This is a genomic window from Empedobacter sp. UBA6305 (assembly GCF_002440405.1).
GTDB lineage: Bacteria > Bacteroidota > Bacteroidia > Flavobacteriales > Weeksellaceae > Empedobacter > Empedobacter falsenii_B.
On the sequence record NZ_DJTP01000047.1, the window covers coordinates 78,880 to 101,664 of the forward strand.

Below are 22,785 nucleotides of genomic sequence, written 5' to 3' on the forward strand. Positions count from 1 at the left end.
TAAAAGCCCTTCAATTGAAGGGCTTTTACTATTTAATTCATTTATTTTAGAACTTATATCGTAAACTCACGATAAAATACCTTCCCAAAACATTTTTAGTTGTAGTCGATATGTAGTTATCATTAAATCCATTCGAAACAATTACGTTATTTCCTAATAAGTTTCCACCTGTAAGAGTTAAATAAGTTTTCTTCGCAATATTATATCGTGCAGAAGCATTCCATTCTTTTGCTGTGTTTATTTCTACTCCATCGCGGTATTGTAAACGATAAGAGAAATCGGTCTGAACTAATAATTTACTTGTAGCGGACCAAGCAGCTTCTCCATATGGACGCCAGTTCGTAAATTTCTGTTCAGATAATGATTGATATTTACTTAGGTTTAAATTAACCCCAGCCTTCAATTCAAATTTCTTTTTGAATGTAAATGAGTTCTCTAAATTATAAGTTTGATTAAAACTCTTGTTGTTAACATTGTTTAATTTATCATTTGTTACAACACCATTTTTGTATTCAATATTTCGTGTAATGGTATAATAATTAGAAGTAGAAATATTACCTGTTAATCGTGCATTGTACCATTTAGCAAAACGTTTCCCAATCATGAAATATCCTGAATAAGTTTCTTGATTATTACCAGAATTAATTAAGGTATTGAATTGATAGTTATTTACAATTGTATCGTTTCCTGAGATGATAAAATCACGGTTTAAAACAGATTGTGTTTGTATACTTTTTTCTTGTAATGTATAACTCAAATTCGCAAAAATATTAAAAAATGTGAATGAGTTAAAATGACTAAAATTAAGACTTGCTGTATGTGTCAAAGCTTGTCTTAAGTTTCTATTTCCATAGAAAATCGATTGATAACTTTGAATTGTGTAAGAATCATTAAAATCTTTTGTGTACGGATAGCTATAGTTTTGTGTATAACTAGCGCGAACACTTGTTGCATTGTTAAACTTGTATTGCAAATTCAAATGAGGTAAAAATTTTGTTTCCGAACGATTTAATTTTTCACCATCTTGGTATTTAGATTTTTCATTAAAAAATGAAATTCCTGCTCCTGCATCTACTTGAAAGTTTCCTAATTTTTTTGTCAACGTTACATCAGCAAAAGACTCGTTGTAATCTAGATCTGTATTACTGATTAATAAATTATTATTCATTAATTTCTGAAAATCATAGATTTTATTCTCAAAATCTTGTGTACTAAAATTTGTTCCAACTTTTACTTTAAGGTTAGATGTATTTGTCAACAAATGATTATAGATTCCATATAATTGAACAGTATTCAAAACAAAGTTTTGATCTTGATTGATATTATATTGATTATTTACTTGAGATAAATTCTTGAACAAATTAAAAGATGAGAACGGATTTGCTGTTGATAAAACATTGTAATCTGGCGTATCTTTTTGATATTGATGACGGAAATATAAACCAACATTATCATCGCGCCCAACTTTACGGATGTAAGATAAAGTTTGTGATAAAGAATAATTCTTCTGTTCAGAATTTACATTTCTAAAGCTATTTTTTTGATCATTATAATAGCTATCAACCAATTGCTCGTTTTCGCTATCTAAATAATTAAAGTTTAAGCGATATTTAATTTGTCCTTTATCATTCGGATTATAATCTAAACGCAAACGCGACATTCCCATCAAAATATTGCTCTTATTTTGTTCTTGATCGACAGTTGTATAAGGCGTTTCGATGTTGTTGTAATAACGCTCAGATTTAGAATTGTAACGAATATTATTGGTATTAAGTAAACCAAAACCAGAGATTTTTAATTTCTTATTTGGTTCAACACCAAAATGCACAGCACCATTATAGGTATTCATACTCGGCGCATCATTTTTTGTCATTAAGTTTAGATTGTTCGAATTTCCTCTTAATGAATAAATACTTCCTTCAGAATTAAATTCAGAATATCCACCAAAGAAGCTCATATAATCATCTTGATCAAAAACTTGTTTCCCGAATGTATTAAAATCATTGATTAAAGTACCGTCCGTTTTTTCTGAGAAATAGAAAATCTTTGCTTGTGCATCTGTATGTTTATCCGCATCTCCACCTAACGTCACATTACCAAATGCAAGACGTTTCATATCATCTTTTAGTTCGATGTTTAACGAGAATTGTTCGTCATCTTCTTGTAAGGAAGAAGCAAACGGATTTGATTTGAACTTAGTATTTAATTGAATTTTAGAAACTGCATCCGAAGGTAAATTTTTGTTCAATAATTTTTCGTTACCACCCAAAACTTCACGTCCACCAACTGTTACTTGCGACATAGGTTTACCTTTGTACATTACCTTTCCATTTTGAACTTCAATTCCAGGTAATTTTTTAAGGATATCTTCTAATGTTTCCTCATTTCCAACTTTGAAAGAATCTGCATCAAACTCAATTGTATCACCTTTTACTTTGATCGCTTGTTGAGCTTTTACAATTGTTTCTTTTAAAGAAATTTCTTTTCCTTGTTTAAGCTTTATTTTTTTGTTGACATTTTCAGTCAAATCAACATTTTCAACATATGTTTCGTAACCAGATTGCTCAATTTCGATATCATATTTTTGTCCACAAGGTAATTTGAATTCAAATTCACCCATATTACTTGTAAAAACAAAACCTTTTCCTTCGTTTTTACTATCAAAAATAGAGACAGAAGCATCTGTAACAGGAATTCCAGCATCATTTGCAACAGATCCTTTTAATTTACATTCTTGTCCAAATGAGATTTGAGCAGCAGAAGTAAATAAAATTAGATAGAGTAATTTCTTCATATGTATTTTTTAGTTGATGACTCAAAATAGAGTTTTTTGTAAAACACATCTGTTTATGTGTTAAAAACAGATGCGTTTTATATTTTGTTTGATGAATTATTGGGTGTCTACACCGCTATTCATTTGTTCTTGCATTTTTTTCTGAAAATCTTGAATAAATTGTATATATTGTTTTTCGTTCATTACTTCACCTTTTGTTGGTAATGTTACTTTTAATTCTTTATCCGAAATTTTTAAATCTTTTAAGGTATAAATCATTTCAGTTCCTTTTACTTTAAAATTCGCTTTGATGATAAATCCTGGTAATCCAGCAAATGAATAAGGACCATCTTTTACAGGGATAGAAGGGGCAAACCATGCTGTAACAGGAATAGAGTCTAACATTACACCTTCTGCTTTTGTAACTTGATAACCTGCGATATCTATTTTTTCACGAGAAATTTTCCATTTAAAATCTGGAATTTGATCTTTGATTAATATCTGTTTTACACCAAAATCAACTTCTTTATAGTACATATTTGGTGTTGCAGTAAAATCCTTGTAAGTTGGTTTGTTATCCATTGCTGTTATTTGTTGCGCAATAAATCCTAAACCACCTTGTCCATTATTTACTTTTTGTTCTAAAGTAAAGGTTGATTGTTTACCATTATATTTATAAAAATATGTCATGAAAATTCCTGCATCAATTTCAGCTTTTAACATTGGTCCAAACTGAGATTTATATTGAGAAGGAATCTCCTTCATAGTTTGTTCGTAATCAACTTTTATTTCGCAAACATAAGTTGCGTCTATATTTTGTGTTTTATTGTCTTGCGCGATAGAAATTGTTGTTGTGATAATTCCTAAGGCAAATGTTAAGATTGCTTTTCTCATAATTGTTGTATTTGTCTAATTAGTCTGCTTTTGTTGACTAATGTTACAGATATTTGCTTAAATTATTCTAAAAATAAAATGTCATTCAAAAAGTTAAGGATTTTCAAATGACATTTTTATCTAGCAATTTATTATTTTTTTATAATAAATACGTCGAGACATTTCCTCCTTTTTTGATAAAATCTTCTTTCAATTCATCAAAAAGTTCTTGGTTAATAGCCTTTGTTGTTCCTTCTAAAATATATGTTGTATATCCCAATTCTAAAGCATCTTTTGCTGTATAATACACACAATAATCAGCTGCTAAACCGCAAATGTATACACTCGTTACATTATGATCTTTCAAAAATCCATTTAGCCCTGTTGGATTCTTTTTATTCACATCAAAAAAAGCACTATACGAATCAACTTCTGGATTCATACCTTTTCGGATGATTGCACTTATTTTATTTTGCTTGATATCTTTGTGTATTTCTGCTCCTTTAGTGCCTTGTACACAATGATCTGGCCACAAAACTTGACGATTTCCACCTAATTCGATTACATCAAAAGGTTGTTTATCTGTGTGTTGCGAAGCAAAACTTTTGTGATTTGCTGGATGCCAATCTTGCGTTGCCACAACAACATCATACTTTTCTTGCAATTTATTTATGCGTTCGATAATTTTATCTCCATCATTCACAGCTAACGAACCTCCTGGTAAAAAATCGTATTGCATATCTACGATGATTAAAGCTTTCATAGTATTTTATTTCTTAAGATTAATTTAGAATTAAATATAAGTTTTATAATATGAAATTGAACCAATTTTTATGAAAATTAATCGAATTTTAAGAAACCTTAATCTCGTTTATTTACGCCAGAATTTCTCATTTCTTCGAAACGTGAGCGTTGTTCTTGCATCAATTTATCAAATTCTGTTTGAGAAATAGCACCTTTATCTTTTGGTTTTTCGATTGGTTTTGTATTTGTTGATGTTTTGATATCTGTCAAAGAAATAATTTTAGAACCTTTAAACATTCCTCTGTTAATCTCTGTTTGTACTTCTGCGATTAAACCTGGTAATCCCCAATAATTTTCTGGACCAGTTTTATATTTCAAAGTTGGAATGTACCAAACTGTTGTCTGAACGCTATCAATAATAGCAGTTGCTTTTTTGGCTTCGTTTCCTAAAATTGTTTTCGTTTCACGCGTTAATTTCCAATCAAAATTTTGCAAAGAATCTTTCACAACATAACTTTTCCCCATCATGTTTTGCTCTTTTAAAAGCAAATGATTTGTACTATTTTTATAAATATTATCTCCATTCATCGACATCATTCGCATTCCGCCTCCACGTGGACCCCTTATTCCTTGACTTTGATCGTTTGATATTTTTTCAACCATTTTATACAAAGATTCATCTCCCAAAATAGTCAACTTAGCTTCTTGCGGCTCCTGAATATTTTTCTTGAATTGCTCTTGCATTTCTTTTGGCATCGTACGTCCATTGCCACCTCCCGGAGGTTGAAACGTAAAATCGTCTGGCAAAATAATACGCGTTGTGTACGAAATTTCTACTTTTTCTTGTTGCGCAAAGGCAGAAAAACTAAATAGAAAAATAAAAACTGAAATTATTTTTTTCATTTTAAATGTGATTATAGCTCTTAGACAAGAAATAGTATAAAATGTTTAATGAGTAATTAAAAAAATTAATCTTTTTTATCAATAGTTTCTGAGCGCATCGATTTGAATCGTTCCATTTGCTTATCAGATAATTCTTTGAATTCTTTCTCTGTAATTACATTTTTTTCTTTTGGCTTTTCTATCGGTTTCATATCTGGAACTTCTTTAACTTCTGTAGCTTTTATAGTTACATTTCCAAAAGATTTTTTATCAGATTTTGAAGTGTTGATAATTTCCATTTCTAAAATCAATCCAGGTAAACCATTGTACATAGAAGGTCCGTCTTTGACAGCGATACTCGGAGTATACCAAGCAACAACAGATTTTGTACTATCAATTACAGCTGTTGCTTTTTTGACATCAAAACCAATTATTTTTTTTGTTTCACGTGTCAATTGCCATTTGTATTCGGTTAGTTTATCTTTTATTAAATATGACTTATCCATTAAGTTGACACTTTTTGAATATTCTTTTGTTGACAAGTCTTTCAAAATTCCGTTTCCTCCACCAGAAAAACTAACAGATATAGAAAAACCTCCACCTCCTTGTCCATTACTTAATTTTTCGACCTTTTTATAAGTTGATGTATTGTCATAAATAGTCAACGTATAATCTTTTGGTTCAGACATACTTTTAAACATATTATCGTAAAAATCTTTTGGTAAATTAACTGAACCAGAAGTTTCAACTTTCATGTTTTTCTTTAACTCATCTACATTAATATCAGTAGTTTCTTGATAATTCACTTCAAGTTTTTGTGCAAAAGAAGTTGTTAGAAAAGAACATAATGTAAAGATTGTCAATATTTTTTTCATTGTAGTTTGATTTGTTCTACAATGATAGTAAAAGATTTTATTTCTACAATAATAGACTTAAAAAATTATAGAAATTTTAAGAAATGATTTAATATTTGAAGATAGATTATTTTAAATCCTTAAAGTACTGACGTTTTTGCACGAAATATTGAAATGGCAATAACTCTTTATCTGAATAATTTTTTATTTGATTTTGTTGACGCTTTTTATACATTTTTATAAAACCAAAATAAAAATGCATATGTGATAAGAAAACAGCCCAAACATGTGGAAGTCCTTGTTTGGGTAAAAAGGCAACAGCAGCAATTCCATCCATTGAAAGACGTGTGAAAAGCATCGGAAAAAGTTTGTTTGCAGGTAGATTTTTAAGCATCATCCACAAACTATTTCGGTAATTTAAATACCATTTTTTTGGATTGGATTTATCCAAAGTTGCACCGCCCAAATGATAAACAGTTGATTCTCCACAATAATAAATTTTTCGCCCAGCATTGTTTAACCGCCAACACAAATCGATTTCTTCCATATGTGCAAAGAATTCTTCATCAAAACCATTTTGATCAAAGAAATCTTTTTTTCGGATGAATAAACTTGCACCGGTTGCCCAAAAAATTTGTGCGGTATCGTTGTATTGCCCATTGTCTTTTTCTAAAGTTGAAAAAACACGTCCGCGACAAAATGGATAACCAAATTTATCAATGAAACCTCCTCCAGCACCCGCATATTCAAAATATTCTTTGTTTTTGTAGTCTAATATTTTGGGTTGAATTGCGGCGATATCAGGATTGTTGTCAAACAATTTTTCAATTGGTTCTATCCAATTTTCAGTTACTTCGACATCCGAATTTAATAAACAGAAATATTCTGCATCAATTTCTTTTAAACCTTCGTTATAGCCTTGTGCAAAACCATAATTTCCTTTGTTCTGAATGATTTTGACAGAAGGAAATTGAGTTGTCAACAATTCGATAGAGTTGTCAGTCGACGCATTATCAATTACATAAATTGTTGCGTTTTTAGAATTGTTAATAACCGAAGGTAAAAATTGAGGCAATAATTTTTCGCCATTCCAATTTAGGATTGCAATTGCTGTTTTCATGAATATTTAAAAATTACAAATCGGCATATTTCCAACGTTTGTGGCTCCAAAGCCAATTATCTGGATGTTGTTGAATAGTTTGTTCTAAATGATGAAAAAATTGATGAACAATTTCATTTTCTTCAAATTTATCTCGTTGAGGTTGTAGTCGAATAAAAGTTGTGTGATAATGACCGCGTTTTATTTTTTCGGTTTGACAAAAGACAACAGCCATATCTTTGCGGCGTGCAATTTTATCAAAACCATTAAATACGGGAGTTCTCTGATTGAGAAAATCAATAAAATAATGAACAGCCGATTGTTTTGGACTTTGATCTGCGACAAATAAATAGGCTAATTCTCCATCATTTGGAGCTTTCATCATAAAACGCAACACATCTTTCATGTCCAATGCTTTTGTTCCGAAACGCCCACGCATAGCGTTGATTTTATCGTTCCAAAATGGATTTCGAATTTTATGATAAACAGCTGCACTTTCTTTTGTTGGTAAATGTTTCACCGTTCCAATAAACCATTCCCAGTTAAAAATATGCCCACACATCAACATGACATCTCGTTTTTCAGTTTTTATTTCATTAAAAACGTCGAGATTAGAATATGTAAATCGTTTGTCCAATTCTTCTTGAGAAATAGAAAAACTTTTTAAAGTTTCGACCAAATAATCACAAAAATTTGCATAGAATTTTTTATGAATTGCTTTGATTTCTTCGTGAGATTTTTCAGGAAAAGAGTTTTCTAAATTTGTTCTAATGACACGTCTTCTATAACCAATAACCGTGTACAACAGAAAGAACAGAAAGTCCGAAAATCTGTATAAAACCGAAAGTGGTAAACGTGAAATTTGAAAAATTATGAAATAAAAAATGCTGTTCATTTAACAAACAAATAAGCGACAAATTTACGAATTAAATTTGTTCGTTGCTTGCCAAATTGCATCTTTCGGAACAGGAGCTACAATTGTCAATTCTTCTTTTTTGACAGGATGCTCAAACGTGATGCGATGCGCATGTAAACAAATGCTTCCATCAGGATTAGAACGTTTAGCGCCGTATTTCAAATCGCCTTTGATAGGACAACCAACTGAAGAAAGTTGCGCGCGAATTTGATGTGAACGACCTGTAAATAACTTCACTTCGACACAATGAAAAGTATCCAAAGCACCTAAATAGGTGTATTCTAAAATTGCTTTTTTAGCATCAGGCGTTGGTTTAGAATAAACAGTTGTTTTATTATTTTTTGGATTTTTCTTTAGATAATGTTCTAATCTTTCGAAGTCTTTTGACGGTTTACTTTGAACAATTGCACGGTAAACTTTGTCAATATTTCGTTTCTGAAACATTTCGTTCATTCGTGTTAACGCTTTCGAAGTTTTAGCAAAAATCAACACACCAGAAGTTGGACGATCCAAACGGTGCACCAACCCTAAGAAAACATTTCCAGGTTTGTTATCGCGTTCTTTTATATAGTTCTTCAGACTATCGATAAGCGGAATATCGCCTGTTTCGTCTCCTTGTGCTAATTCACCTGCTTTTTTGTTGATGATTAACAAATGATTATCTTCGAATAAAATTTTTGGATTCATGAGTGAGTTTTGAGTGGTGAGATAAAAGTTTTGAGTTAGAATTTCCTCAAGTTGTTATTGAAAAACTCACTACTCAAAACTTATTACTCATGACTTATTTAATATTGTTCATTCACATTTGGAAAGTCGCCCGATTTTACATCCAGAACATATTGTCCAATTGCTTGGTGAATTTGATCTTCTAAGTTTAAATATTTACGAACAAATTTTGGTTTGAATTCGTTGTTTAATCCCAACATATCATGTACAACTAAAACTTGACCGTCGCAACCTGCACCTGCACCAATTCCAATTGTAGGGATATTAACAGAGGCTGTTACTTTAGCAGCTAAATCAGCTGGAATTTTTTCCATTACTAATGAAAAACATCCTAATTCCTCTAATAATTTAGCATCGCTAATTAATTTTTCTGCTTCCGCATCTTCTTTTGCACGTACTTTATATGAACCAAATTGGTAAATAGATTGTGGTGTAAGACCTAAGTGTCCCATAACAGGAATACCAGCATTTACGATACGACGAATAGATTCTTCAATTTCTTTTCCACCTTCTAATTTGATCGCATGTGCACCAGATTCTTTCATGATTCGAACAGAAGACTCTAAGGCTTTTTGTGGATCAGATTGATAAGTTCCGAAAGGTAAATCAACCACAACCAAAGCACGTTTAGCTCCTCGAACGACACATTGAGCATGGTAAATCATTTGATCCAAAGTAATTGGTAAAGTAGTTTCGTGACCAGCCATTACATTCGCTGCAGAATCACCAACTAAAATAACTTCAGTTCCAGCCGCATCTACAAGCGAAGCGATTGTAAAATCGTAAGCCGTTAACATCGAAATTTTTTCTCCGGTAAATTTCATGTTACGCACAGTTTCGGTAGTGATACGTTTGATTTCTTTATTTACAGACATTACGTTTATATTTTTAACTTTTGTAAAGTTAATTTGAATATTAAGACAGAACTAATTTTGACTGATATTTTTTCCAGTTTGACAGATGAGGAATAAGATAAACGGTTAGTTAAAAATGAAATAACAATTTTCACAATTTTGTAAAAGTAAATATACTTGTCTATTTGCTCATTTTTAGTAAATTGGTGTTCGAATTGAGAGAATTTCACTAAATTTGTTCTCTTAAACTAATTTTAAATAACCATAAATGAAAATAGCAATAGTGGGGACAGGCTACGTTGGTCTGTCTAACGCAATTTTATTAGCTCAGCGTAATGAGGTAGTGGCGTTAGATGTTGTTCCAGAAAAGATTGCAATGCTCAATGCAAAAAAATCTCCAATTGAAGATAAAGAAATTATAGATTTTTTGCAGAATAAGGAGCTTAATTTTCTTGCGACTTTAGACAAAGAAACTGCGTATGCAAATGCAGAATATGTGGTTGTTGCAACGCCTACGGACTATGATCCAAAAACAAATTATTTTAATACATCAAGCGTAGAATCGGTTATAAAGGATGTCAAGCAATATAATCCGAATGCTGTAGTTATTATAAAATCAACTGTTCCGGTTGGTTTTGTTGAAGATTTAAAATCACGATTAGACTATCAAAATATTATTTTTTCTCCCGAATTTTTGCGAGAAGGAAAAGCTTTATACGACAATTTGTATCCATCAAGAATTATTATCGGTGAACAAAGTGAAAGAGCAGAAGTTTTTGCTAATTTGTTAAAAGAAGGAGCAATTAAGAAAGATATTCCGACATTGTTTACACATTCAACAGAAGCAGAAGCAATCAAATTATTTTCGAATACCTATTTAGCGTTGCGTGTCGCTTATTTTAATGAGTTAGATAGTTATGCACAAACATTCAACTTGGATAGTAAACAAATTATCGAAGGAGTTGGTTTGGATCCTCGTATCGGTTCGCATTATAACAATCCATCGTTTGGTTATGGAGGATATTGTTTGCCAAAAGATACGAAGCAATTATTGGCTAATTATGATGCAGTTCCGAATAATATTATTCAAGCAATTGTTGATGCAAACAGAACGCGAAAAGATTTTATTGCAGATTCTATCATTGCAAAAAATCCTAAAAAAGTTGGTGTTTACCGCTTAATTATGAAATCAGGTTCAGATAATTTTAGAGCATCAGCAATTCAAGGAGTAATGAAACGTATCAAAGCAAAAGGAATTGAAGTGGTGGTTTATGAACCAGTTCTGAAAGAAGATTCTTTCTTTGGATCGAAAGTGATGAATGATTTTGAAGCTTTTAAACAAGAATGTGATGTGATTATCTCGAATCGAAATGCACCTGAATTAGCTGACGTGAAAGAGAAAGTTTATACGCGCGATTTGTTTGGAAACGATTAAAAATAACAACTATAAAATACTATGAAAACTATTTTAATTACAGGTGGAGCTGGATTTATCGGTTCTCACGTTGTAAGAGAATTTGTCTTAAAATATCCTGAAACGAAGATTATCAACCTTGATGCATTGACATATGCAGGAAATTTAGAGAATTTGAAAGATATCGAAAGTAAATCAAATTATGAATTCGTAAAAGCTGATATTACTGACGCAAAACATATATTAGAAGTTTTTGAAAGACATCAGCCAGATGGTGTTATTCATTTAGCTGCCGAATCTCACGTGGATCGTTCGATCACAAATCCATTAGACTTTGTGATGACAAATGTGATTGGAACAGTAAACTTATTGAATGCTGCAAAAACAATTTGGAACAATAATTTCGAAGGAAAACGTTTTCATCATGTTTCTACAGATGAGGTTTTTGGCGCTTTGGGTGATGAAGGATTCTTTACGGAAGAAACATCGTATGATCCGCATTCACCATATTCGGCATCAAAAGCATCTTCGGATCATTTTGTAAGAGCTTATCATGATACCTATGGTTTACCAATTGTGATGACAAATTGTTCGAATAATTATGGGCCAAATCATTTTCCAGAAAAATTAATTCCGTTGTGTATTCATAATATTTTGAACGGAAATCCGCTACCTATTTATGGAGATGGAAAATATACACGCGATTGGTTATTTGTAATCGATCATGCAAAAGCGATTGACTTGGTTTTCCACGAGGGAAAAAATGGAGATTCTTACAATGTAGGAGGTTTCAACGAATGGAAAAATATCGATTTGGTAAAAGAATTGTGTAAACAAATGGACGAAAAATTAGGTAAAGAAGCGGGAACTTCAGAACAATTAATCACTTTTGTGAAAGATCGTCCAGGACATGATTTACGTTATGCAATTGATGCGACTAAAATCAACGAAGAATTAGGCTGGAAACCAAGTGTGACGTTTGAGCAAGGTTTGAGCCTAACAATTGATTGGTTTTTATCAAACAAAGAATGGCTGGACAATGTAACATCTGGCGATTATCAAAATTATTACGAAAAACAATATAATTAAAAAAGGGTTTTATAGGTTAATGAAGAAATTAATCTATAAACTTAAAACCTTAACCTAAAAAGTTTTTATGAGTTTAAAAACAGTAGTTTACTCTTCTGACAAAAAAAACACATTTCCTCAAGGAATTAAAAAATATATTTAAAGATATATCAAATTCTCACTTTTTAGCTTTTCAGATGGCTAAAAGGGACATACAAGCACAGTATAGACAGTCTTATTTGGGTATTTTTTGGCATTTGCTCCAGTTATTATTAACTAATTAGTGTGGCTGTTTTTAAATGGATCAGGTGTTGTTTCAGTACAAGGAGTTGGTATTCCTTATCCTTTGTTTGTTGTGATTGGTACAATTTTATGGAGTGTATTTGCTGATACAGTTCAAAGCTCTATGGTTTCTGTAAACGCAGGAAAGGGAATTATTTCTAAAATTAATTTCCCTAAAGAAGCGCTTCTAATGGCTGGTATGTATAAAATAAGTTTCAATCTAGGATTGAAACTTATTTTGTTAGTCGTCTTTTTAATTTATTTCGGTGTTAATTTAGATATTAATTTTCTCTACTTTCCATTTCTATTGGTGGTACTTTTAATTTTTAGCTTTGCTATCAACAATATCCCAGTTTATTATATCAATCAGATTACTGCCGTTTATACTTTTTCCGAATATATTCACAGTTAGCAAAAAATCATTCAAATCTTATAAATATTAATAATAAGGAGGTTAGCAAATTAAAGAAACTTTAAAAAAAAAGCTAAATAATTCACAAAAGAAACTAATTCATAAAAGAATTAAAAATCATATTTTTTTTATTTTGAAATACTCAACGTTTGATATTTCGTATATAAATTATATTAAAGATATTGGCTTTAGAACATCTTTAAAACTAATAAAATGGAAATGACAACATTTCTACTAAATTAGAGTTACTAAAAAAATCAAGATTACTAAAATTACTATATAAATTAGGACTATTTAAAGGATATAAATACCTATAATTAGAAAAAGCTCATATTAATCGGTAACAACTTTACTTTACAACAAAACCTAATAGCTAACCTCTACTAATCTACATTTAGCAAGAAACACTAAACAATCTGTTTGTATAAAACAAATCAAAATCAAAATTAAGCAATCCACAAATTTATTCAGCATCATTATAGCTAATATACATGAAGTATCATCACAAATTCCTATAACAAACCTCCTCTTTAAGTCGGCTTAGAGGCGACATAAAGGTAGCACAGAGGTAGCATAGAACTACTATAAAAATAACTTAGGAATACAGTTGAAGAAGTAAAAAATAATTAAAAAGGAGAAAAATAGAAATAAATTCGCTAAATTTAATTAATTGATTTTCAATAGTTAAATATAGTAAATTTATGGCTAAAACAGATAATGAATTTAATATAAATGGTAAATTAGGAAATTTAATTTTTTTTCAACGTAATGGTAAATCTTTTGTCAAAAAATATGCAGGCGGATTTGTTAATAGTTCAGCACAACAACATCCAAATACAATAGAAGTTAAGAGACGTTTCAAAGAATTATCGATGTTTTCCGCATCATTCAAGAAACACATACTACCATTCAACTGGAAACAAAAAGACGGAACTTTTCACAACCAATTGGTTTCATTTTTTTCTACTATAAAAAAAGAAACCAATCAATCTACCATGTACACAGCACTAGTAGAAGCCTACAAAAATGGTAAATTACAACATCGTTCACTCAACAAAAAGTGCAAACTATCCCCGTTTTATGTGGAATATAATGCCCAAACAAATGAATTAAAAATACAAGCAGGCCTAGTATTTCAACACAAATCCAAATTCCCAAACGCTTTTTTAGAAATCAGTATAGGATGGTTGGTTTGCACCGAAGAATTAGAGTTAAATCTTATCAATTTTCAAAATTTCTATGTTCCAATAGATAACCTTGCTACACCACTTGCAGAAATTAAATTATCACCACAAATACAAGAACAACAAAACTCATCAACAATTTTTCCTTTTGTCGGCATATCCATTGTGACACAAGACAACGAACAAGCTAAACTCTTTCATCCTTTTCACTATACACTCACCACATTCCTATAAATAAGAAAGCATAAGCTATAATTAGTAAATCTACTTTTCATTAAGAATATCTTAATTATCGTATAAAATAAATAATGATAAATAAATACGCTTAAAAAATAGAAGAGCAATGCCATCAAATAATAACTTGTATATTCTTACAAATGAAGTAACATTGTAAACAGCTAAATTAGAAACACTTAATATACACATCATGCAACAACCTCTTATTTCGGTTATTGTTCCTTGCTACAATCAGTCTATTTATATGGACGAATGTCTACAATCAGTCTTAGATCAAACCTATCAAAATTGGAAATGTATTATTGTAAATGACGGTACAATACCACAAAAAAACCTCAACTATGTTGAGGTTTTTTTCTATAAAGATTAATCTTATTCCTGAATTAAAAGTCGGAATCCTTCACCGTGAATATTCACGATTTCTACTGCTGGATCTTTCTTCAAATACTTACGTAATTTCGCAATATATACGTCCATAGAACGTGATGTAAAGTAATTATCATCGTGCCAAATACGTGTTAAGGCAATCTCACGAGGCATTAAATCATTTTTGTAAACTGCCAATAAACGTAATAATTCGTTTTCTTTTGGCGAAAGTTTCTGTGATTTACCATCGTAAATTAATTGTCTCAATTTTGCATTGAACGTAAACTTACCAATTTTGAAATCTTCTTGTTCAAATTTTTCTTCTTCGCCAGAATTACGTTGTAAAACAGCTTTTATTTTGTACAATAAAACTTCTGAATCAAATGGTTTTAAGACATAATCGTCTGCTCCAATTTTGTAACCATTCAAAACATCCTCGCGCATGTTTTTCGCTGTTAAAAATATAATTGGTTGTTCACTTTTTAGTTCTTTGATCTCTTTTCCTAATGTAAAACCATCTTTTTTAGGCATCATTACATCAAGGATGCATAGATCATAATCACTTTCTTTAAATTTGGTAAGACCGTCCTCACCATCGATTGCGTGCGTTACGTCAAAATCGTTTATAACCAAATAATCCTTTAATACACTTCCGAAGCTTGGATCATCTTCTACTAAAAGTAATCGTTGTTTATCACTCATTGATCTATGATTTTAGAGGGATTTTAATGAAAAAAGTACTTCCTTTTCCTGCTGAACTTTCTGCCCAAACCTGTCCGCCGTGAAGCTGAACGATTTTTTTGACATAAGCCAACCCAAGTCCATGACCTTTTACATTGTGTATATTTCCCGTTTCTTCTCTATAAAATTGTTCAAATATTTTTTTCAGAACGTTTTGCGACATTCCCATTCCTTTATCAGAAATTTCAATTAAAAAATTGTTGTCTTTGTTGTATGTTTTTACTCTAATCTCTGGTGTGTTTGGAGAGTATTTTCGAGCATTATCCAATACATTAATAACGATATTCTCTAAATGGAAGGGATCTCCTTTTACAAATGATTGTTCTGCGTTGTATTCCTCAAATATTGTACCATTTCTTTCTTCTACAATAAATCTTATCGGCTCAACACTTTTTTGTACAATACCATTCAAATTTACTTCCTGAAAATTCATGTCCATTTGATTGCGATCAAGCTTCGACATTCGTAAGACCATCTCAACGTGAGCATTCATACGTTTGTTTTCTTGTTTGATCAAATCTGCATAATATTTCACCTTTTCAGGATCAGTAAATATCTTTTCATTACGCAATGCATCAGACGCAATATTAATGGTTGCAATAGGCGTTTTGAATTCGTGCGTCATATTATTGATGAAATCTGTTTTGATTTCCGAACTCTTGCGTTGCAATTGCATATAATAAATTGACAAGGAGAAAACCGTAATAATAATCATGGTTAAGATAAATGTCAACGAAATAACTGGAACGGTTGGTGCAATAATGGCTAAATTTCGGTTAACAAAATTTGCTGCCAAATAATATTCGATATGATCCTTTCTATCCAAAAATAGCGGAACCATAAACTCAATTTTATTGCGATCGAAATCTTTTGATTTGACATTTGTTTCTGTCGAATCTTTTTTCAAAACTGCCAAAATTGGCATTGCTTGGTGAATTCCTCTGTTGCGTAATTCGTTTTTCAAAATAGAATCTAGCATCGCATAATTCACACGTTTGTCGATTGGCGTAGAACCAGCGTCCCAACGTGCAGCACTTTCCAATGTAAATGTTCCGTCTTGTAAAGCGTGTTCAAAATTCAGATTAAGATTCGGAATTCCTCTTGCAGAAGAATCTTTGTCTATTTTGAAAACGCGTTCTTGCGAATAAATATTCGCTTTCGTTAAGCTGTCATTGTATTTTCCAGATGATGGCAACATCGATTTTTCGACTACATAGCGCGTTACATAAGCGTACGTTACACCAAGCGAATCTTTTATGACTTGATTGGTTACAACTTGCGGTTTATCTTTATTTGATTTTAAATCAGATTGTATATTATTGAATTTCTTATAATAACGCTCTAATTCGTTTTTGTTTATTTTCTCTGTTGTATAATTCATCGCTTGGTACACATTGTTGTTAAAACTGTCTGTACCATTCTGAATTGTTAAGTTTAGCCAATAGAATTGAATAATTATCAATCCTATAAGCGCAACACTCATGATAACGATTAAGATTTTATAAAATCCTTTTTTCATTTATTTTTTATTGAATGATTAAAAATAGTTTAATCTTTTCTAATTTCTATCTTTTTGTTAAAATTTGGACGATTAAATCATTTTTTTGATTTTGATAAACGTTTGTTCCACTTCATTTTTCAAGTGAGCTAAATCGCCATTATTATCAATAATAAAATCTGATTTAGCGATTCGTTCTTCGTCCGAAATCTGATTGTTTATTCTCGCAAGAATTTCTTCTCGTGATAAACCATCTCTTTCTATAGTTCGTGCAATTCGCGTTTCTATATCGACCACTACACTTATCACAACATCGCAATCTTTGTAACTACCACTTTCTATTAAAATGGCAGCTTCTTTCATTACAATGTCCGATTTTTGAGCTTTTTTCCAATCTTCAAAATCTTGGAAAACTGCTGGATGAACAATTGAATTTAATAGCTTCAATTTTTCATTATTCTGAAAAACTTGTTTTGATATAAATGGTTTATTCAAACCATTTTCATTGTACGCTTCTTCACCAAAAGCTGCAATAATTTTAACTTTTACTTCAGAGTTTTCATTCTGAATCGTTTTCGCTCTTGTGTCAGAATTATATACCGGAATACCTAATTCTTCGAAGAATTTTGCTGCTGTACTTTTGCCAGATCCTATTCCGCCAGTAATACCTGCTACAAAAGGTTGGTTGTTTTTCATGGTTTGAAGTTAAAAAAATGCCGAAGAATAATTCCTTCGGCAATCAGTTAAATATATGTTAACCTTAAACTTAGTTTTTTTCTTCTACTACTTTGTCTGATTTTTCAGCTTTGTCAGTCGTTTTTGAATAACGTGCAGCAGTTAATTCACGAGAAATTGCAGCCTTTTCAAATTTAATTTTTCCAGCTCCAGTTTCGATGATAACAGCGTCGTCATAAATTTCGTTGATTTTCCCGTGAATTCCAGAAGTTGTTACAACTTGATCACCACGTTTGATATCCGTTTGAAATTGTTTTTCTTGTTTCGCTTTCTTTTGTTGAGGACGAATCATGAAAAAGTACATAATTACGAACATTCCTCCGAACATCAAAAGCATAGACATTCCTCCGCCTTGTGCACCAGCTTGTAAAAAGATTGTTTGAATCATTTTTATATTTTATCGATTTAATACTTATTGTCCAAATGCTTGTTGCGCATTTTGATCATTTGCAGTAGCTCCAACAACGTTTGCAGAAATATCAAATTTCTCGTGACCGTTTACTGTGTTTGTTACTAAAGTTACTGTTTTTTGTTGTTTTCCGTTCATGTTTCCAGCTGTGTAAACAACTTTGATAGAATCTGTAGCTCCTACCGCAATTGGAGTAGAAGGGAATTCAGGAACGGTACAACCACAAGTTGCAGACGCATCGCGAATAACTAATGGAGATTTACCATCGTTTTTGAACTTGATATATGTTTCTACTTTATTGTTAGCTTTTACATCTCCAAAATCGTGATTTGCTTCTGCTAATGTTAAAACTGGAGCTGTAGCTGGATCTACAACATTTTCAGCTTGTTGAGCTGTTTCTTCTGCTGTAAAATTGTCGCTAGCTTTTTTCTCTCCACAAGAGCTGATTGCGAATGATAATGCAAATGCACCTAAAATAAATAATTTACTTTTCATTTTTATAATTATTTGTCTTAGTCAAAATTAAGAAAAAATAGTGATTATAATAAACCTCTACCGTATTTTGGTAAATTATTATTGTCTTTTAACTCTTTTAATGTTTTATCTAAGATTCCGTTAACAAAAACACGCGATTTTTCTGTCGAATAACTCTTCGCTAATTCCACATATTCGTTGATTGTAACTTTTGCAGGAATATTTGAGAAATATAAAAATTCTGTCAAAGCCATTTCTAAAATAATCAAATCGATTGTCGCAATACGATCTAATTCCCAGTTTTGAGCTTTTTCGTCAATGATTTTTCTTGTTTCTACTTGGTGACGAATAGTTTTACGGAATAATTCTTCAGTAAATTTTTTGTCATCTAAATCTTTGTAAACTTTGAACAAAGAAATCAACGGAGAACTGTTTTGACGGAACGATTTTATCGTTGTGTGTACCATCGCATTTGCAATATGTACATCGTCTGCCCACGTGATTTGAATTCCTTCTAAGTAATCGTGCAAATCTTCATATTCAGCAATAAATTCTACGAAAAAGTTCAAGATAAATTCTTTGTCTTCTTCAAAAGAATGTTTGTCGCTGCTCATGTACGTTTTGTACAATTCGCTTTCTGTCAAATTTTTAAAGATATTGTTTGGATAAGAATCATAAATATCCCAAAGTAAAAATTTGTTGTCATTTGAATAACGAGATAATTCAAGATTTTGTTCAATAATTTTGAATATTTTATTCTGAACAAATTTTAAATTTGGATTTAAATCTTCTTGGGTTGGAAAGTTTTTTGATTTTGCAAGTTCAATTTTATGCTCTGCAATGTCCTTTTGAACTTTAATCAAATTTAGGAGATAAATGTACAAATCATAGATTTGATCGATACTTTTCATCATATTTTTCTCGACCGCTCTTTCTTCGCCTTCAGTTCCTAAACTATTGTAAGCATAGATATTCTGCATTACTTTTTCGCGTAGTTGTCTTCTTCCCAACATAATTTCAATGATATAACGTCTAATAAATTGATGCAAAGGTAAAAAAAAGAATGTAATTTTGTTTTGTGAAATCATTACAAAAGTTAAATAAATTTTTATGGAAGTATAAATGGAGAATATTTTTGGGCTTCATTTTTACGATTTGTGCCAATTGGGTGCAGGTTTATTCCGTTACATATATTAGAGAAGCGATTAATACAGTTGAAGAATTGCTACGAAATTTTAAGAAAGAAGGAACAGATAACCTCGATCTTTTGAAAGATGGTTTGATGTATGCCAGTTTGGCTTTTTTCTTTTTTAAAGTTTTGGGAGGAGTTTTGACGGTTGGTACACGACAAATGATTATTGTGGCGTCGCGTTATATTGAGTTCGATTTGAAAAATGTGATTTACGATAAGTATCAAAAATTATCGTTGTCCTTTTACAAAAAACACAAAACGGGCGATTTGATGAATCGTATTACCGAAGATGTCGGATTGGTGCGTATGTATCTTGGACCTGGAATTATGTATCCAATTGATTTGGTATCGCGAGTTGTGATCATTGCGTATTTTATGTTGCAAATTGATCAACAATTAACGCTTTATACATTAGCTCCATTACCGATTTTATCATTGTTAATTTATAATGTTGCACGAAATATTAACAAGAAAAGTAAGCGCGTACAAGAACAACAATCTACGATTTCGTCATCTGTACAAGATACTTTTGCTGGAATTCGTGTGATAAAATCATTCAATTCGGAAGAATTTATTAAATCTAAATACGAAGTAGAAGCAGACGAATATCAGAAACGTGCGCTTAATTTAGCTCAAATTCAGGCAGCTTTTGGACCATTGATGGTTGTTGTAGTTGGTGTGAGTAATTTGGTGATTTTGTATTTGGGAGGAGTAAAATATATAGAAGGAACAATGGATATTGGTTCTATTGCACAATTTTTCCTTTACCTAAATATGTTAATTTGGCCATTTACTTCGTTGGGTTGGATTACAATGGTTGTGCAGCGTGCGGAAGCATCAATGTTTCGTATCAACGAATTTTTGAATGCTGAAACTGATGTGAAAGAAAAACAATTAGTCAATCATGAAGTAGAAGGAACAATCGAATTTAAAAATGTGACGTATATCTACGAAAACACAGGAATTAAGGCGTTGGATAATGTTTCGTTCAAAATTAATAAAGGTGAAACTTTAGCGATTCTTGGAAAAACAGGTTCAGGAAAATCGACAATTGCTTTGTTAGTTGCGCGTTCGCTGGAACCGACTTCTGGTGAAATTTTGATTGATGGTAAAAATATTCATGATATTAATGTAGAATCTATTCGAGAAGAAATTGGTTATGTTCCGCAAGAAGCTTTCCTTTTCTCGGATTCGCTAACCAATAATATTTTGTTTGGTTCTGACGATACAGATGAGCAAACGGCTGAAATTTTTGCGAAGAAAGCTGTTGTTCATGATAATATTGATCGATTTAAAGAACGTTACGAAACAGTTGTTGGTGAACGCGGCGTTACGCTTTCTGGAGGTCAAAAACAACGTGTTTCTATAGCTCGTGCATTGGTAAATGATCCGAAAATATTAATCTTTGATGATAGTTTGTCTGCTGTAGATACCGAAACCGAAGAACAAATCTTGAATAATTTATCTTCTGAGATTAATGGTAAAACAACCATCATTATTACGCATCGTGTGTCTTCTGCAAAGCGCGCTGATCAGATTTTGGTTTTAGAAGATGGTCATGTTTTAGAAAATGGTTCGAACAGCGAATTATTAAATAAGCATGGTTATTATTATGAATTGTACAATAAACAACTGCTAGATTAAGTTTATTTATATAGATTTAATAAAATAATAGAAAATAATTGTTTAAAACGTTGTTATTTTCTTAATTTTTTTTAGATTTGTTAGGAAACATTTAACAATTAAACTCTATTTAGACTTATGAATGATTTTGAAAACCAAGAAAAGGTGGATGCAGAAGGAGTCTTTTCAAAGGTATTAAGGGCTGGAAGAAGAACTTATTTTTTCGATGTCCGCGAAACAAGAGCAGGGGATTATTACTTGACGATTACTGAAAGTAAAAAAAATACGCAGGAAGATGGAAATGTGTATTACAAAAAACATAAAATCTACTTGTACAAAGAAGATTTTGAAAGTTTCAAAGATATGTTAGACGAAACGACCGATTTTGTTTTTGCTCAAAAAGGACAAGAGGTAATTTCGGAAAGACATCAGAAAGATTTTGATCCAAAAATTAAAGTTGTGGGTAAAGACGAAACGCAAGTTGAATCTTTTACCAATATCGATTTTGACGATATATAGACTTTACTAAATATGCGTAAAAAGAAACCTCCACTCAATAATTTGAGCGGAGGTTTTTATTTATGCTTGAATATTTTTATGTCTCCTATCAACAATCCTCCATCTTTTTCAAAATCTATATTATCCAAAATAGTTAGATATTTAGTTATATTCTTTTTCTTGAGAAATTTGTTTAATATTATTGAATATATTCTTTGAATCTCATAATCAAACTCACATAATAGAGATTCAAGATCATAAGATTCATCAATATCTTGATTTTTTATTAATAGAATTTTATCATTTTCTAAATCAACCCGTGAAATTTCGTAAACATCAAAATCTTTAGAGTCATTGCTTATGTAATTCGTAGAGTGAGCACCAATTTTATTTCTTAATTCAATTATTTTATACTTTTTTAAATCATTAACTATTTTGGATTTGTGTGGAATTTTATGAATCTCAATTAAGTTAATTATTGCTAATTGTTGTTGATAAACAGCATTTAAAATTCCGTAAAGCCTCAGGTATTGTTCTCCTATATCTAGTATTTTAGTAGGTCCAGATAATTTAAATTTTAAGTAATTTTTCTTGGCGTATTCTGTGTCATCAATTACGTATAGAGCATTTAATAATATATTCCAATCAAATTCTTTTTCAAAGTAAAAGAATTTAATAACATCTGATTTAAAATTTTTAGATTTTTCAGGATTCCATTTAATTGAAAAATCACTTAAAACTTCATTATGTAAATCTTTATATTTACTTATAATAGACCTATTGTCCATATTTATTTTTTCTAAAATTACAATATTTTAATTTATCAGCTTTATTTAGTAAAATCATTTAATTACAAAATGTCAAGTAGAATTTATTTCAGGTTCGCATCTCGTGAGATTCTGAAACAGGTTCCTTTAGATTTGAAAATCTT

Annotated in this window: 23 protein-coding genes; 7 read left to right on the forward strand and 16 right to left on the reverse strand. The window is 31.0% G+C overall.

Features of this window, described 5'->3' with window-relative positions; all coding sequences use genetic code 11:
* Positions 1–46 precede the first annotated feature (46 nt).
* From B3M86_RS12405 to panB, 9 genes are all read right to left on the reverse strand, one after another.
* The gene (locus B3M86_RS12405) at positions 47–2,794 is read right to left on the reverse strand and encodes a TonB-dependent receptor (protein WP_291053235.1); all 2,748 of its coding nucleotides are present in this window, start codon (positions 2,792–2,794) and stop codon (positions 47–49) included.
* 96 nt (positions 2,795–2,890) lie between these two features.
* Positions 2,891–3,667: a GLPGLI family protein gene (locus tag B3M86_RS12410; protein WP_291075995.1), complete on the reverse strand. Its 777-nt coding sequence runs from the start codon at positions 3,665–3,667 to the stop codon at positions 2,891–2,893.
* A gap of 139 nt (positions 3,668–3,806) precedes the next feature.
* Positions 3,807–4,409, reverse strand: coding sequence for a bifunctional nicotinamidase/pyrazinamidase (gene pncA / locus B3M86_RS12415; RefSeq protein WP_221853970.1), 603 nt, complete (start codon positions 4,407–4,409; stop codon positions 3,807–3,809).
* A gap of 98 nt (positions 4,410–4,507) precedes the next feature.
* A complete protein-coding gene (locus B3M86_RS12420) occupies positions 4,508–5,293 on the reverse strand; it encodes a GLPGLI family protein (RefSeq protein WP_221853969.1) in 786 nt (261 codons plus the stop codon).
* Between the two features lie 65 nt (positions 5,294–5,358).
* Positions 5,359–6,147: a GLPGLI family protein gene (locus B3M86_RS12425; protein ID WP_221853968.1), complete on the reverse strand. Its 789-nt coding sequence runs from the start codon at positions 6,145–6,147 to the stop codon at positions 5,359–5,361.
* Between the two features lie 106 nt (positions 6,148–6,253).
* Positions 6,254–7,246, reverse strand: a complete 993-nt coding sequence (locus B3M86_RS12430) for a glycosyltransferase family 2 protein (RefSeq protein ID WP_221853967.1) — start codon at positions 7,244–7,246, stop codon at positions 6,254–6,256.
* A gap of 13 nt (positions 7,247–7,259) precedes the next feature.
* Complete coding sequence (locus B3M86_RS12435) at positions 7,260–8,120, reverse strand: lysophospholipid acyltransferase family protein (protein WP_221853966.1); 861 nt, start codon at positions 8,118–8,120, stop codon at positions 7,260–7,262.
* A gap of 24 nt (positions 8,121–8,144) precedes the next feature.
* Complete coding sequence (locus B3M86_RS12440) at positions 8,145–8,828, reverse strand: RluA family pseudouridine synthase (protein WP_221853965.1); 684 nt, start codon at positions 8,826–8,828, stop codon at positions 8,145–8,147.
* Between the two features lie 98 nt (positions 8,829–8,926).
* Positions 8,927–9,742: a 3-methyl-2-oxobutanoate hydroxymethyltransferase gene (panB, locus tag B3M86_RS12445; protein ID WP_221853964.1), complete on the reverse strand. Its 816-nt coding sequence runs from the start codon at positions 9,740–9,742 to the stop codon at positions 8,927–8,929.
* 247 nt (positions 9,743–9,989) lie between these two features.
* Here panB and B3M86_RS12450 point away from each other — a divergent pair, with 247 nt between their 5' ends.
* From B3M86_RS12450 to B3M86_RS12470, 5 genes are all read left to right on the forward strand, one after another.
* On the forward strand, positions 9,990–11,156 hold the full coding sequence (locus B3M86_RS12450; protein WP_221853963.1) for a nucleotide sugar dehydrogenase: 1,167 nt from the start codon (positions 9,990–9,992) through the stop codon (positions 11,154–11,156).
* Positions 11,157–11,177: 21 nt separating this feature from the next.
* The gene (gene rfbB, locus B3M86_RS12455) at positions 11,178–12,224 is read left to right on the forward strand and encodes a dTDP-glucose 4,6-dehydratase (RefSeq protein ID WP_221853962.1); all 1,047 of its coding nucleotides are present in this window, start codon (positions 11,178–11,180) and stop codon (positions 12,222–12,224) included.
* Between the two features lie 262 nt (positions 12,225–12,486).
* Positions 12,487–12,897 (forward strand): ABC transporter permease, encoded by a 411-nt coding sequence (locus tag B3M86_RS12460; protein WP_221853961.1) that lies wholly within the window; start codon positions 12,487–12,489, stop codon positions 12,895–12,897.
* A gap of 701 nt (positions 12,898–13,598) precedes the next feature.
* Complete coding sequence (locus B3M86_RS12465; RefSeq protein WP_221853960.1) at positions 13,599–14,315, forward strand: hypothetical protein; 717 nt, start codon at positions 13,599–13,601, stop codon at positions 14,313–14,315.
* 193 nt (positions 14,316–14,508) lie between these two features.
* The gene (locus B3M86_RS12470; RefSeq protein ID WP_221853959.1) at positions 14,509–14,688 is read left to right on the forward strand and encodes a glycosyltransferase family 2 protein; all 180 of its coding nucleotides are present in this window, start codon (positions 14,509–14,511) and stop codon (positions 14,686–14,688) included.
* 2 nt (positions 14,689–14,690) lie between these two features.
* On the opposite strand, the gene B3M86_RS12475 is transcribed toward B3M86_RS12470, so the two are convergent.
* The 6 genes from B3M86_RS12475 to nusB all read right to left on the reverse strand — a co-directional run bounded on the left by B3M86_RS12475 (position 14,691) and on the right by nusB (position 19,629).
* The gene (locus B3M86_RS12475; RefSeq protein ID WP_221853958.1) at positions 14,691–15,386 is read right to left on the reverse strand and encodes a response regulator transcription factor; all 696 of its coding nucleotides are present in this window, start codon (positions 15,384–15,386) and stop codon (positions 14,691–14,693) included.
* Between the two features lie 4 nt (positions 15,387–15,390).
* On the reverse strand, positions 15,391–16,944 hold the full coding sequence (locus B3M86_RS12480; RefSeq protein WP_221853957.1) for a sensor histidine kinase: 1,554 nt from the start codon (positions 16,942–16,944) through the stop codon (positions 15,391–15,393).
* Between the two features lie 72 nt (positions 16,945–17,016).
* A complete protein-coding gene (gene coaE, locus B3M86_RS12485; protein WP_221853956.1) occupies positions 17,017–17,619 on the reverse strand; it encodes a dephospho-CoA kinase in 603 nt (200 codons plus the stop codon).
* 70 nt (positions 17,620–17,689) lie between these two features.
* Complete coding sequence (gene yajC, locus B3M86_RS12490; RefSeq protein WP_221853955.1) at positions 17,690–18,046, reverse strand: preprotein translocase subunit YajC; 357 nt, start codon at positions 18,044–18,046, stop codon at positions 17,690–17,692.
* A 24-nt stretch (positions 18,047–18,070) separates the two neighbouring features.
* Complete coding sequence (locus B3M86_RS12495; RefSeq protein WP_221853954.1) at positions 18,071–18,562, reverse strand: DUF1573 domain-containing protein; 492 nt, start codon at positions 18,560–18,562, stop codon at positions 18,071–18,073.
* A gap of 44 nt (positions 18,563–18,606) precedes the next feature.
* Complete coding sequence (gene nusB / locus B3M86_RS12500) at positions 18,607–19,629, reverse strand: transcription antitermination factor NusB (protein WP_260509518.1); 1,023 nt, start codon at positions 19,627–19,629, stop codon at positions 18,607–18,609.
* Between nusB and B3M86_RS12505 the strand changes: the two genes are divergently transcribed.
* Together B3M86_RS12505 and B3M86_RS12510 are read left to right on the forward strand one after the other, a co-directional pair.
* Complete coding sequence (locus B3M86_RS12505; protein ID WP_286495050.1) at positions 19,620–21,377, forward strand: ABC transporter ATP-binding protein; 1,758 nt, start codon at positions 19,620–19,622, stop codon at positions 21,375–21,377. The two genes, nusB and B3M86_RS12505, sit on opposite strands and share 10 nt — an antisense overlap.
* 117 nt (positions 21,378–21,494) lie before the next feature.
* Positions 21,495–21,875 (forward strand): PUR family DNA/RNA-binding protein, encoded by a 381-nt coding sequence (locus B3M86_RS12510; RefSeq protein WP_280052022.1) that lies wholly within the window; start codon positions 21,495–21,497, stop codon positions 21,873–21,875.
* Between the two features lie 56 nt (positions 21,876–21,931).
* On the opposite strand, the gene B3M86_RS12515 is transcribed toward B3M86_RS12510, so the two are convergent.
* On the reverse strand, positions 21,932–22,642 hold the full coding sequence (locus B3M86_RS12515) for a hypothetical protein (protein WP_286495049.1): 711 nt from the start codon (positions 22,640–22,642) through the stop codon (positions 21,932–21,934).
* Between the last annotated feature and the right edge of the window lie 143 nt (positions 22,643–22,785).

Bases quoted from the DNA above. Each gene is read 5' to 3' on its own strand.
- B3M86_RS12405 (WP_291053235.1), bottom strand. From the start codon at position 2,794: ATGAAGAAATTACTCTATCTAATTTTATTTACTTCTGCTGCTCAAATC.
- B3M86_RS12410 (WP_291075995.1), bottom strand. From the start codon at position 3,667: ATGAGAAAAGCAATCTTAACATTTGCCTTAGGAATTATCACAACAACA.
- pncA (WP_221853970.1), bottom strand. From the start codon at position 4,409: ATGAAAGCTTTAATCATCGTAGATATGCAATACGATTTTTTACCAGGA.
- B3M86_RS12420 (WP_221853969.1), bottom strand. From the start codon at position 5,293: ATGAAAAAAATAATTTCAGTTTTTATTTTTCTATTTAGTTTTTCTGCC.
- B3M86_RS12425 (WP_221853968.1), bottom strand. From the start codon at position 6,147: ATGAAAAAAATATTGACAATCTTTACATTATGTTCTTTTCTAACAACT.
- B3M86_RS12430 (WP_221853967.1), bottom strand. From the start codon at position 7,246: ATGAAAACAGCAATTGCAATCCTAAATTGGAATGGCGAAAAATTATTG.
- B3M86_RS12435 (WP_221853966.1), bottom strand. From the start codon at position 8,120: ATGAACAGCATTTTTTATTTCATAATTTTTCAAATTTCACGTTTACCA.
- B3M86_RS12440 (WP_221853965.1), bottom strand. From the start codon at position 8,828: ATGAATCCAAAAATTTTATTCGAAGATAATCATTTGTTAATCATCAAC.
- panB (WP_221853964.1), bottom strand. From the start codon at position 9,742: ATGTCTGTAAATAAAGAAATCAAACGTATCACTACCGAAACTGTGCGT.
- B3M86_RS12450 (WP_221853963.1), top strand. From the start codon at position 9,990: ATGAAAATAGCAATAGTGGGGACAGGCTACGTTGGTCTGTCTAACGCA.
- rfbB (WP_221853962.1), top strand. From the start codon at position 11,178: ATGAAAACTATTTTAATTACAGGTGGAGCTGGATTTATCGGTTCTCAC.
- B3M86_RS12465 (WP_221853960.1), top strand. From the start codon at position 13,599: ATGGCTAAAACAGATAATGAATTTAATATAAATGGTAAATTAGGAAAT.
- B3M86_RS12470 (WP_221853959.1), top strand. From the start codon at position 14,509: ATGCAACAACCTCTTATTTCGGTTATTGTTCCTTGCTACAATCAGTCT.
- B3M86_RS12475 (WP_221853958.1), bottom strand. From the start codon at position 15,386: ATGAGTGATAAACAACGATTACTTTTAGTAGAAGATGATCCAAGCTTC.
- B3M86_RS12480 (WP_221853957.1), bottom strand. From the start codon at position 16,944: ATGAAAAAAGGATTTTATAAAATCTTAATCGTTATCATGAGTGTTGCG.
- coaE (WP_221853956.1), bottom strand. From the start codon at position 17,619: ATGAAAAACAACCAACCTTTTGTAGCAGGTATTACTGGCGGAATAGGA.
- yajC (WP_221853955.1), bottom strand. From the start codon at position 18,046: ATGATTCAAACAATCTTTTTACAAGCTGGTGCACAAGGCGGAGGAATG.
- B3M86_RS12495 (WP_221853954.1), bottom strand. From the start codon at position 18,562: ATGAAAAGTAAATTATTTATTTTAGGTGCATTTGCATTATCATTCGCA.
- nusB (WP_260509518.1), bottom strand. From the start codon at position 19,629: ATGATTTCACAAAACAAAATTACATTCTTTTTTTTACCTTTGCATCAA.
- B3M86_RS12510 (WP_280052022.1), top strand. From the start codon at position 21,495: ATGAATGATTTTGAAAACCAAGAAAAGGTGGATGCAGAAGGAGTCTTT.
- B3M86_RS12515 (WP_286495049.1), bottom strand. From the start codon at position 22,642: ATGGACAATAGGTCTATTATAAGTAAATATAAAGATTTACATAATGAA.